The sequence below is a fragment of the Pedobacter sp. N23S346 genome, from assembly GCF_048515415.1.
Classification (GTDB): Bacteria; Bacteroidota; Bacteroidia; order Sphingobacteriales; family Sphingobacteriaceae; genus Pedobacter.
This window is the reverse complement of sequence record NZ_JBLYEE010000022.1, coordinates 15,358-28,079: the sequence shown is the minus strand read 5'-3', so window position 1 is coordinate 28,079 and position 12,722 is coordinate 15,358. Positions and strand designations below refer to the sequence as shown.

At 36.3% G+C, this 12,722-nt stretch carries 8 protein-coding genes; 3 read left to right on the top strand and 5 right to left on the bottom strand.

What is annotated here, in order from left to right:
- Positions 1 to 140: 140 nt before the first annotated feature.
- From ACN1CD_RS23040 to ACN1CD_RS23020, 5 genes are all read right to left on the bottom strand, one after another.
- Entirely contained in the window at positions 141 to 956 is an 816-nt protein-coding gene (locus ACN1CD_RS23040; protein WP_419132777.1) for an alpha/beta fold hydrolase, read from the bottom strand.
- 478 nt (positions 957 to 1,434) lie between these two features.
- Positions 1,435 to 3,381, bottom strand: coding sequence for a sigma 54-interacting transcriptional regulator (locus ACN1CD_RS23035; RefSeq protein WP_419132776.1), 1,947 nt, complete (start codon positions 3,379 to 3,381; stop codon positions 1,435 to 1,437).
- A gap of 162 nt (positions 3,382 to 3,543) precedes the next feature.
- Positions 3,544 to 5,502, bottom strand: coding sequence for a sigma 54-interacting transcriptional regulator (locus ACN1CD_RS23030; RefSeq protein ID WP_419132775.1), 1,959 nt, complete (start codon positions 5,500 to 5,502; stop codon positions 3,544 to 3,546).
- Positions 5,474 to 7,744, bottom strand: coding sequence for a histidine kinase dimerization/phosphoacceptor domain -containing protein (locus ACN1CD_RS23025; RefSeq protein ID WP_419132774.1), 2,271 nt, complete (start codon positions 7,742 to 7,744; stop codon positions 5,474 to 5,476). The genes ACN1CD_RS23030 and ACN1CD_RS23025 overlap by 29 nt, the downstream gene beginning before the upstream one ends.
- 84 nt (positions 7,745 to 7,828) lie before the next feature.
- The gene (locus tag ACN1CD_RS23020; protein WP_419132773.1) at positions 7,829 to 9,508 is read right to left on the bottom strand and encodes a sigma 54-interacting transcriptional regulator; all 1,680 of its coding nucleotides are present in this window, start codon (positions 9,506 to 9,508) and stop codon (positions 7,829 to 7,831) included.
- 398 nt (positions 9,509 to 9,906) lie between these two features.
- Here ACN1CD_RS23020 and ACN1CD_RS23015 point away from each other — a divergent pair, with 398 nt between their 5' ends.
- From ACN1CD_RS23015 to ACN1CD_RS23005, 3 genes are read left to right on the top strand one after another with little or no spacing between them, the layout of a single operon-like run.
- Positions 9,907 to 10,539 carry a hydrolase gene (locus ACN1CD_RS23015; protein WP_419132772.1) on the top strand — a complete coding sequence of 211 codons (633 nt, stop codon included), beginning with the start codon at positions 9,907 to 9,909 and terminating at the stop codon, positions 10,537 to 10,539.
- 18 nt (positions 10,540 to 10,557) lie between these two features.
- Positions 10,558 to 11,937: an alginate export family protein gene (locus ACN1CD_RS23010; RefSeq protein WP_419132771.1), complete on the top strand. Its 1,380-nt coding sequence runs from the start codon at positions 10,558 to 10,560 to the stop codon at positions 11,935 to 11,937.
- A gap of 18 nt (positions 11,938 to 11,955) precedes the next feature.
- Positions 11,956 to 12,699, top strand: a complete 744-nt coding sequence (locus ACN1CD_RS23005; protein WP_419132770.1) for a M17 family peptidase N-terminal domain-containing protein — start codon at positions 11,956 to 11,958, stop codon at positions 12,697 to 12,699.
- The last annotated feature ends 23 nt before the right edge of the window (positions 12,700 to 12,722 follow it).

The following is a 12,722-nucleotide window of genomic DNA, read 5'->3' as shown; positions in this document are numbered from 1 at the left end:
TCATAAAATTCGAAATGTCATCCTGAGCCTGTCGAAGGACTTTTAAAAAATGTTCTTAATGGTGTTTCGACAAGCTTAATATAACAGATCTTAGTATAAATTATTAATTATGATACAGCCTCTTTAGTAAATTTTGTGATTTAGGCTTTTATAAAGTCTAACAAATCTTTGTTAATCGTTTCAGCTTCAGTAGTAGGCATTCCGTGCGGAAAACCTGGATAAGAAATTAATTTTCCATTTTTCAAAAGTGCAGCGGCTTTTGGTGCTTGCTGAAATGGAACAATTTGATCGTCTTCGCCATGTAAAACCAATACCGGAACGGTTACGCTTTTAAGGTCTTCTGTTAAATCGGTTTCAGAAAAAGCTTTAATGCCTTCATAATGTGCCAATACAGAACCCATCATGCCTTGACGCCACCAATTGTGCTTAATGCCTTCCTGAACTGTTTTGCCTTCACGGTTCCATCCATAAAAAGCTACTGGAAAATCATAGAAATATTGTGCTCTGGTAAATCCGGTTCCCTGACGAATTTCATCAAATACTGATAATGGAACACCCTCTGGATTGTTTTCATTTTGAATCATGATAGGCGTAACAGCACTGATTAAAACGGCTTTAGCCACACGTTCACCATGTTTTGCAACATATCGAATCACTTCACCACCACCGGTTGAGTGACCAATGTGTATAGCGTTTTTAAGGTCTAACGCTTCCGTTAGTTCAGCCACATCAGCTACATAAGTATCCATATTATGTCCTTCAGAGGCCTGGCTTGATCTTCCATGACCACGGCGATCGTGTGCAATAACTCTGTAACCTTGTTTTAAGAAAAACATCATTTGAGTATCCCAATCATCGCTAGATAATGGCCAACCATGATGAAAAACAATTGGTTGTCCGGTTCCCCAATCTTTGTAATAAATTTCAGTTCCGTCTTTTACTTTAATAGTTGCCATAATTTTAATTTTTGATTAAATAATTTATTATAAATCTTATTTGATAAACGCACAGTAAGCAGTTCAGCAATCGTTTAAATAAAATTCAATTTACGTGCCTATTATTTAAATTACTGATAATTAGTCTTTTATGTTTGATTTGGCTTTGTGTTTTTTCTCTGTATTTCGTTAATTTACCAATAGGTTTCACAAGTTGGTTTATTGTTGTACTTCGTTTGGTGATGACAGCAACCGATAGGAGGAATGGTCTATCGCTGATAACGTATGGTTACGCTATATCGCCAGTTTTAATTTATTGCTAATATGTATTTCGTTTGGTGATGACATCATCCGACAGGATGAGAGGCAACTTGATGGTTTTCATTCCATTTTACATATCAACGCTTATTTATGATTGCGTGCTCCATTTTACATCTTCCTTTTATCTGCCGATGCGTAAATAGGATAACAGGCGTATTATTTGAGGAATTATTCGCTGCTACTTAACAAATTCAAACTTTATACCTAGTTTTTTGATTTTTGAATTTAACGTCGTTGATGGGATATTCAGAATTTCGGCAGCACCTCCCGGGCCAAAAATTTTACCTTTGCAGATTTTTAAAATACTTAAAATATGCGCTCGTTCCATTTCTTCCATCGTTTTGATTTGAAGAGAATCATCAGCCGATAGCGCAGTCTTAACTGATGAATTTGGTAAACTAATTTCCGTTATCGTATCGCCTTCTGTTAATAACATTGTTCTTTCAATTAAATGCTCAAGTTCTCTGATATTTCCGGGCCAATCGTATTGTTGCAACTCGGCTAAAGCACCGGCAGAAATTTCAGTAACGGTAGACGAAGATTTTTTACCATATTTATGAATAAAATGTTCTGCCAAAAGTGGAATGTCTTCTTTTCGTTGCCTTAGCGCGGGTAATTCTATTGGAAAAACATTTAACCGATAGTATAAATCTAAACGGAATCTACCTTCGGCAACTTCTTTTTCCAGGTTTCTGTTGGTTGCAGTGATAATTCTAACGTTTATTTTCTTTGTATAATTTCCACCCAAACGTTCAATTTCTTTCTCTTGCAGTACGCGAAGTAATTTAACTTGTGCCTCTAACGGAAGTTCGCCAATTTCATCTAAAAATATAGAGCCACCATCTGCCTGCTCAAATTTTCCGATGCGCTTTTCATTGGCTCCGGTAAAAGATCCTTTCTCATGCCCGAATAGTTCAGATTCGATTAAGGTTAGCGGTAAGGCCGCACAATTTACAGTAACTAATGGCTTGTTTTTTCGTGGTGATAAGTTATGAATGGTATGCGCAATTTTTTCTTTTCCGGTTCCACTTTCCCCTAAAATAAGTACCGATGTATCATCAGGTGCAACTAGCTGAAGTTTTTTAAACGCTGCATGTAACAACGAGCTGTCTCCAATTATTCCATTAAAATCTTGTTTAATTTCTTGCCCGGGTTGATTTATAATGGATTTTTCTATGGCAATTGGAGCTGGTTTTTCTATATACAAATCTTTAATATACAATACTTTATCTAAAATCAGTTCGAAACTTTTCTTAAACTGATTCAGAATTCCAGTATGAACTTTGGTATATAAGTCTGATAAATGATTGAAAAATACAATTTGAAATGTTTCTCCATCCCGCTCTATTTCAGTTACTATAGCCGATTCTAATTTGTAATAATTGGAAATTGACTGAATCCACAGGTTTTCCATCCTTAATTTGCGGAAATCGTAACTATTAAAAATAAATTTACCATTATGTAATATAGCAGTGGTATTCCATGACTTAAAATCCCGGGGCGAAATTCCGGTTTCTTTCAGTAGGGCATCATGGTTTAAAATACTAAAATTTCCATCTGGTAATCTATTGATCTGAATATCCTTAATGCTTGTACGTGGATTTGATTTGGTTATCCACAAGAAATCAAAGGGAACAACGGGATGAAATGCAGCACTTATTTGCTTAAATTTTTCTGTATTTGATTCATTTTTCTCTACAATATGCTCAATCTGTTTATGTAGAGATGGTTCAGCATGTTGGTTGTATTTTAAGTTTTGCTCATGTCTGTATCGGGCAATATCAAGCATTACCATTAAATCTTTTTCCCTGAAAGGCTTAACTAAAAAGCCGTAGGGTAAAGTAGCTTTTGCTGCCTCCAAAATTCCTTGATTCGTATTTGCAGAAATGTAAATAAATGGAATTCCCATTTCGGTAAGCTGTCCTGCTAAATCTATCCCGGTTTTATCGCCTTGCAAAAATATATCCAGTAAAATCCATGTTGGCCCTTTGGTTTCAATTAGTTCTAAAGCCTTTACAACTGAAGGTGCAATTCCGCATACTTTGTAACCAGCCTTTTCCAGCATAATTCTATGGTCATTAGCTACAATAAACTCGTCCTCAACAATTAAAATTTTCTGTTTCATTTTTTATTCTTGCATCAATTAATAGCGCTTAGCCAGATCACTCTTTACCATTAACTCAATAAAAATACCATAACATAAACTTTTGTATTTCAGTTTATTACGATTTAGGCTTGTTTCGCAATTGGTGATATATCGTTAATTTACTAAATATGATTAGCTGTTTTACAGCCTTTTTATTCCTAATTTTTTAATTTTCGAATTCAAGGTTGTGGCTGGTATTCCTAATAATTCGGCGGCGCCATCCAAACCTGCAACTTTGCCTTTGCACAATTCCAAAACCCTTATGATATGGTCGCGTTCATTGTCGACGATGGTTTTGATGCCGATTGGTGATGCTGTTTCCTCATTTTTATCCCCGAATTCTAAATGGCTGGAATCAAGTTTTTCGTTTGATGAAAGTAAGATACTTCTTAAAATCACATGTTCAAGCTCTCGAATATTGCCTGGCCAATTGTACTGCATTAGTTTATTAATAAAATCTTCTGGTATTTCTGTTATCTCTTTGCCTATTGCACTTGCGTGTTTCCGAACAAAATGTTCTGCTAAAAGTGGTATATCTACTTTTCTTTGCCATAGTGGAGGAACGTGAATTGGAAAAACATTTAGCCGATAAAAAAGATCTAACCGGAAACGGCCCCGGGCAATTTCTGTTTCTAAATGGAGGTTTGTCGCTGCAATAATCCTCAAATCTATAGCAATTGGTTTTTTGCCACCTATCCGTTCAATTTCTTTTTCCTGTAAAACCCTAAGTAATTTTGATTGCAAATCGAATGGCATTTCGCCAATTTCATCAAGAAATATAGTTCCGCCATTGGCTTCTTCAAATTTTCCGATCCGGGTATTGATGGCACCTGTGAAAGCGCCTTTTTCATGACCAAATAAAATAGATTCAATCAAATCAGCTGGTAAAGCGGCACAGTTTACAGCAACAATTGGCTTTAAATTTCGGTGTGATAAACGATGCAGGCTTTTTGCAATTTCTTCTTTTCCCGTTCCGCTTTCTCCCGTAATTAAAACGGAAGTATCTGTTGGAGCAACAATTTTTATCTTATCTAAAACGCTTAAAAGCGATGTGCTTTTACCAATAATATTTTTAAAATCATTCTGGTTTATCAGATGAGCATCCGGTGTAGCCGTTTTTTCTGCTACTACCGCTGTTCCGGCTTTTTCGAGCTCAACAATGTGCACGAGCTTTTTTTCCAGTGTGCCAGATAAGAAATTAAGCAGCTCCATGTGTGGCTTTTGATAAATATTTTCAGTTCTGCTATAAAAAGAAAAACTAATCTGATCGCCGTTTTCCAGTAAAAATGTTTTAACTAAATTGGAATAAAGGTGGTAAGTATTAGCGATCAAATCCTTCAATGGTGCAGCTTTTTTTACTGCGTCAAAAGCATCGCCAGTGTAAATGGCATCATTTGTAGTTTCTGGCACCAGTTGGTTAATGGCATTATATTCTTTTCTACTCAACGAGGAAATATCCAATAATTCACTAACGGTAAGTAATTCATATTTATCGAAGTTTTTTCTGTTAATGCCAATTTCACTGTAACGTTTTCTATCTTGATCAATACCAGAGAGTGCAATAAAATCAAATGGAATATAGGGTTGAAAAGCACTTGCAATGGAAAGTATTTTCTTTTGCCAGGTTAAAGATTTCATTGAAATATTTACAATAAAATCTTGCATAAACAGCTCGCTGCTCATTTTCATGTTATTGCTGTTTTCATTGCGATACCTGGCAATATCAATACTCATCAGTACATCTTTGTCCCTGTAAGGTTTAACGATAAAACCATACGGACAGGTAGATTTTGCAGCTTCCAATACCTTTTCGTTAGAATTTGCAGAAATGTAAATAAATGGAATCTGACTTTTCATTAAGTGGTGCGCCAAATCAATTCCGGTGAGTTTTCCTTTCAAATAAATATCTAAAAGCACTAAATCGACCGTGTTATTTTCGAGTATCGCTTGTGCACTTTTTACCGAATCGGCAATGCCTACAACATCATAACCTGCCCGCTTTAAAATCATTTGTAAATCATGAGCCACTATAAACTCATCTTCAACGATTAGAATTCTTTCTTTCGTCATCTTATTCATGGGGCGTTGTTGGGTTTTCATCTGTATTGGCAAAGAGTAGACTTACGGTAACACCATTATTGCTTTCCATTGAAAAAATACCATCGATTTGCGAGCTTAAACCTTTCATTAGTGTAAGCCCTAAGGTATTGCTCATTTTATAATCGAAATCTGGCGGAAACCCAACACCGTTATCTTTTATGAGTAAGAGATATTGTTGCTCTTGTTGTTCTTTCAGGCTAATTTGTACCTTTCCCTTTTGTGCATTCGGGAATGAATATTTAAAAATATTGGTAATCGCCTCATTAATGATCAGGCCAAGTGGTACCGCTTTAGCAATATCCAATTCTAAGTTGAGAATATCCAGTTCGAAATTTATCTTCTTATCATCATTGAGACTTTCTTTTAAGTATTCTATCAATTCGAAAATATATGGATGGAAATTAATTGTGGCCAGATTTTCTGTCTGGTAAAGCTTTTGGTGAATTAAAGCGATACTTTTTAACCTGTGCTGACTTTCTTTTATCGCCTCTATGGCTGCTAAATCTTCCAGATAATAACTTTGGCTGTTTAGCAAACTCATGGTTAACTGTAGATTGTTTTTAACCCGATGGTGAACTTCTTTGATTAAACTTTCCTTTTCCTGGATTAATTTATTTTTCTGTTGCACATTGATTTCCAGTTTAGCGTAAGCGAGATCGATGTCGGCTTTTTTCTTAACCAGCGTATCATGCAATTTTTTCTTTAACCTCGATCTTCCATAAATTAAAATAATAATGAGGGTTAAAAATGCTAATCCGCCAATAGTTGCATTTTTAATTAATTGAATACGATTAAGTTCCTGGCTTTGTAGCTGTGATTTCTTCCTTAAAATTTCGTTGTCATTTTCCTTTTGGGCGGCCTGAAACTCGATTTGCAGTCGCTCAATGGTATTCAAATTCTCTTGGCTAAGCATAGAGTCCCTTAGCTTATGGAAAGTTTGCAAACGAATAACTGCTTCTGCCGGACGATTGGTGGCCAGATCTATTTTGTAAAGAATTTCATTTAGCCGAATTTGCCTGGGCAAAGTCATGCTAATTTGGTTTGCTTTTGCTTTTTTAGCGAACTTTAATGCGAGTGCATATTTATGCTGCGCAAAATAAAACTCGCTGATGGAGAAAAAAATAGAGGTTCGAAATGGATTAGAAATGGATTTCTGTGTGGAATCAGCAAGCAGAATGTCGAAGTTCTTTTTGGCTAAGTCATATTTTTTTAAGGCAGTGTAGCATTCGCCAAAGCCTAAGAAGATAAAATATACATGCTCACTGTTTTTATCTGGAACTTCAGCCCAAATTTTATTGAGTACCGAAAGTGCCTTTTTAGCCTCTCCCAATTTTATCATTTGGCTAGTTACATCATACGCCGTGATAAATCTAAATGGATTTTTTTTATCCATCCCATTAAGGGTTTTACTATACCAGGCGATGCTTTGTTTTGGTTTACCCATTGCTTCATAAGCAGCGCCAACACGATTTAAGTAGGTATCGAGTAATTCTTCATGGTTGATTTGAGAAGTTTTTACGCTGAGTAGTGCGTAGTTTAAAGCCTTACTTAATTCGCCCTTTCGTTCGTAAACGGCAGATAGTAAATCATAAGCCATGGGTAAATCCGGAAGTTTATGCTTTTTATCAAGTGCAATTACCGCAAAAAGTTCTTGTATGGCCAGATCAAATTTCTCTTCTTCCAAATGGAAATCGGCCATGGTTTTTAATAAAGTGGCCTCTCTGTATTTTTCTTCAAAAGAGTTTCCAACTTCTTTATATAATGCATGTGCCTTTTCAGCCCTGATGTAAAAGGTTTTATTCCTGTAATCAGATACGGTATCAGGGATTTTTCTAAAGTACAAATACCAGGCATTGGCTTCTAAATGTTTGTTTCCTGTTTTTTGAGCAATAGAAATCGCCTTTTCATAAGCGTAACTTTGCCTCATCCTTAAATGTTGCTTGTTGTAAAAACGGGCATACATGAGCTGTGTTTGGTATTGCCAGTTTGCCGAATTAATCTGATTGCTTAAGGTTAAAGCATTTTCTAAATAACCAGATGCCTTGGCTAAATCACCATATTTATTTTCTTTTTGGTTGATAAAATGACTGGCTAGACTAATTAGATATTTAATCCGATTGGTGTCGGGTTTTGATTTTAACAGGAGCGTATTTAGCTTTTGAAGGGAATCTCTGCCTTCCAGCTGATCATTAGCTGAACTGCTTTCACTATTGATGAGAATCAAACTGAAAATTAAAAGCAAAACAAGCCAATTCGGTGTCCGATTGATTTCTTTTATCCTGAAGGTTTTTATAAGCAATCTGTTTAAGATCATATTAAATTTGCCTCACTTATTTAGCACGTGCGCTCTTTTGATTTTAAATTTTTTAATTTTCGAATTGAGCGTGGTTGCAGGGATATTTAAGATCTCTGCGGCTCCACCAGGGCCTGATATTTTACCATTGCAGCGTTTTAATATCGAAAGAATATGATCGCGTTCGTTTTCAAAAATGGTTTTGATTTTTTGCTCCGTACCGTGGCTTGTTACCTCGGCTATATCAATTTTTGGAAGATGGATTTCTTTTAAAATATCGCCCTGAGCCAATAATATGCTCCGTTCGATTAAATGTTCCAGTTCTCTGATATTTCCCGGCCATGGATAAGCCATTAATTTATTCAATGCACTTTTAGAGATAGCGTTTACATTTCGGCCTGTTTTTTTTGCAATTCTTTCTATAAAATGAGCGGCTAAATAAGGAATATCTTCCAAACGATCTCTTAAACGGGGAATGGAAATCGGGAATACATTTAGCCTGTAATAAAGATCACTTCTAAAATTTCCTTTTTCTACTTCGCTTGCCAGATTTCGGTTAGTAGCCGCTATAATTCTAACGTTCGTTTTAATTACTGTCTTACCGCCAATGCGCTCAATTTCTTTTTCCTGCAAGGCTCTAAGGAGCTTTACCTGAATATCTAAAGAAAGTTCACCAATTTCATCGAGGAAAAGCGTGCCGTTATGTGCAAGTTCAAATTTACCTAAGCGGCGTTCAGTTGCGCCTGTAAAACTTCCCTTTTCGTGCCCAAATAGCTCGCTTTCGGCTAAACTCGCAGGCAAAGCCGCACAGTTAATTTTTACCATTAAGGCTTTAGATCTTGGTGAGGCATTGTGTATTGCCCTGGCAACAAGTTCTTTGCCTGTTCCGGTTTCTCCTAAAATAAGTACGGTACTATCTGTGGCTGCAACCTGATTAATCAAATGAAAAACTTCTTTTAACGAATTACTTTGACCAATAATTTCAGCGTGATTGTATTTATTGTCTATTTCTTCTTTGAGGTAAATTTTTTCGCCCTCTAATTTTTCCTTGTATTCGTTAATTTCTTTAAGCTGCTGCTCAATTTTTTCATTAGCCAGAATATTGGAGATTGCAATGGAAATTTGCAAGGAAATTCCATAGAGTAAATCAAAATAAATATTCGAAATAGAATTTGTGATTTTAGTGTATAAATAAAAGAATCCAATGCAGCCATTTCTGTCTATCATTTTTAAACCAATCATTTCCTTTATGCCCTTGTTATGCCAAAAGCCAAGCCATGCAGGTGCATTTTCCCAGGCTAAAACTTCTTCTACATTAAAAACGATTGGTTTATCTGATGCAATCATCGCCTTGCACATGCCATCATCCAATGTATATTTTTTTGATGATTCTGGTGCAATACCAGCCGTTTGCAGGAAATCTTCTTTCAGGTTATAAATAAAAGCGCTATGGGTTTGCTGATCCTCATTAATTAAACAAATCACGAAATCATCGAAATTGAACAACTTTTTAAGCTTCTGGTCAATTACCTCGAATAAATCAAGCTTGTTTCTTATGGAGGCAATTGAATTGCTGAGCGAAAGAAGTACGGCATTTTCTCTTTCTTTTTGCGCTATTTTCTTTTTTAAGAACGCATTTTTCTCTTCAAGCTCAATTTCTTTGGTAGGATTAACTTCAATATTTGCATCAAATGTACTGCCTCTGCTTTCCATTTAGCTAAAGTAGCGTTTATAATTTTAAATGATATAAATGTGTAACGAAATTTCGTTAGTAAATTTTATTATTTATTGATATTTAGGTATTTATATGTTATAGTTTGTATTTAAATTGTTGAGTATATTTCGCTAAAATTAAATCATTTTTACTGAATTTATTTAAGCATAATCTAAAAAACATCAATTCGATATTTTTTACCACCTGAGTAACCTTATCACCTAAACTTAAATAGACTTAAATTCTAATATGACATATTTCTTGCTATACCCAATTCGTAAATCAACGATATATGGTGATAACTGATTTTGTGATTTTGATTTAATTGTTTGATTTATAGGTTTTTGTGTGGTGGTATGCTTGTTGGATAAAGCATAGAAACAAAAATATTATAATTATGAAACCATCTCCAGATTTATTATCTCCGGAAAACCATGTATTAGTATTGATCGATTTTGAAGGTCAAATGGCTTTCGCCACGAAAAGCATTTCTATTACGGAACTTCGTACTAATGTAGCAATTGTTTCTGGCGCATCTAAAATTTTTAATGTTCCAACAATCGTAACCACTGTTGCCGAAGAATCTTTCGCTGGTCCGGTTTTTCCCGAAATCGAAGAATTTTATCCGCAGGCCACTTCAAATTATATTGATAGAACTTCGATGAATACCTGGGAAGATGAACCTGCTTATCGGGCAATCACTGGTGCAGGAAAAAAGAAAATTGTTCTTGCTGGCCTATGGACAGGTGTTTGTATAGTTGGCCCGGCATTATCTGCAATGGCAGAAGGTTATGATGTTTTTGTAATTACCGATGCTTGCGGCGATGTAAGCAATGAGGCACATGAACGTGCAGTGCAACGGATGGTTCATGCAGGTGTAAAGCCAGTAACTGCAGTACAATATATTTTAGAACTTCAGAGAGATTGGGCAAGAACAGAAACTTATGTTCCTGTAACTGATTTGATGAAAAAATACGGCGCTGGTTATGGTATCGGTATTCAATATGCACATAAAATGATTAAACATTAATCCTCATTGCTAAATAAAATGAGCATTAATTATCCCCGTTGGACCATAATATTTGCCTTTTGCATCTGTAATTTAAGTACAGATGCATTTGGGCAAAGCATTAAGTTAATGCGTTACGATGAGGATTACAGTAGCCTGAAAGATTCGAGCAGAAATTTTTACAACAGTCTAAAATTCCTGCCTCTTTCTGCCGATAAGAAGGTTTATGTGACTTTCGGCGGCGAAATCAGGGAAGAATTTGGAGGGAAAATTAATGAAGACTGGATTAAAGATCAGGGTTTTAATTCATCTTTTTTGCAAAGGTATTCGCTCTACGCCGATTTAAATGTGAGCAAACGCCTGAGGTTTTTTGCGCAGATGAACAGTGCCCTGGAAAATGGCAGCAAGTATGGGCCATCGCCAGTGGATGAAGATCAGTTGGCCTTACAAAATTTATTTGCAGAATACCGCATACTCAATAGTTCAGGTAACAAATTGGCTGTTCTGGTTGGCCGACAGGAAATAAATTATGGCTCAGGTAGATTAATTTCGGTGAGAGAGGGGACAACGGTTCGCCAGTATTTTACAGGGGCAAAAGTGATGTACGCATCACCTAAGTTCACTATTGATGCTTTTGCCCTTCAGGCAGATGAAGTTAATTTTGGCGTATTTGATAATAAACCCAGTCATCAGGCCAATCTCTGGGGTGCATATTCCAATTTCAATATAGAAAAAGGCGGCAACTTCGATTTTTACTATTTAGGAACCAGACGAGACAATGCCGAATTTGAAGAGGGGATAGCGAAGGAAATAAGACATACGCTAGCCACCCGATACTGGAAAAGTGGTGGCGGTTTTATCTACAATTTAGAAGCCGCTTATCAGTTTGGAAAATTTGGAAATGGTCATATCAACGCCTGGACAACCGCAATAGAGTTTGGGTATCTGTTTGAACAAACGAAGTTTAAACCTTCCATTAATCTGCGTAACGATTACATTTCTGGCGATAAAAAAGCAGGCGATGGAAATCTACAAACCTTTAATCCATTATATCCTAAAGGTGGATACTTTGGATTTAATCCGCTCATTGGCCCGTCAAATCTGATTGATTTACATCCGTACTTAACCTTAACCATAACAGATCAATTAACGGTTCAAGGCGATGTGGTTTTTAACTGGAGGTATTCACTTAATGATGGTATTTATCGCCCAAGCGGAAACTTTAACACGGCTGGTTCTTTTTCTAACCATCGTTTTATTGGAACAACTTACCTGTTAAGTGCTGATTATCAGTTTAATGATAGCCTATCAATTAGTTGCGGCGGGCAGTATTTCAGGGTTGGAAGTTTTATAAAAGACCTGGTTCCTGAATTCGCAAACTCAAAGTTTTTTAACACTCAAATTTCATTCAAATTTTAACGAATTAAACATAAAAACATGAAAAATAGCAGCATTAAATCATCAAAATCAACCACCAGAAATGTATGGGCAGCCATGATCATATTTTCTGTATTGATTACAGGAACTCCTGCACTCGCCCAACAAACTACCGCAATTGGAACAGCCAAAATTTGGGGAACGGTTGATGGTGTAGCCATCGAAGGTGTTGTTCAGGGGCCATCGGCACAAGTGAGCGATTTACAGGTTGCCTGCGTATTTGAATATACCGAAGGCGATATCTTCGTTTCTCCTCCAGCACTTCCACCAGCATTAAATGGCTTGGTTCATTTAGATCAGGATATGAAAGGTTTGGTAACTGAAATGCGCAAAAGCGGAAAATTTCTTGGTCATACTTACGAAACCATTTTAATTTCTCCACCGAAAGGAACTATTGGCGGCAAGAAATTACTTTTAATTGGCTTAGGCGATAGAAATAAATTCACCGCAGATTTAATGACCGGGGTAGGAAGCGTAGCCATGAGAGAGGCACTTAAACTTGGCGTAAGCAATTTCGCTTTTGCAAGCGATTTAAAAGATGCTGGAATTGATTCGCCAACCGCGCTTGTTGCCGGTAATGTGGTAAAAGGAATTTTCGAGGCTTATCGTGCTCAAACCTGGTTGAAGGATAAAAATATGTCAACTTTTAAGCCAGTTTCTAAAGTAATACTGTTGGCTGGCCCGGCATTTTTTACAACCGCAGGAGAAGGCATTCAAGAGGCAATTTCTGCGGTTAAAAATTAATATCTCCTATAGATTTCAATAAA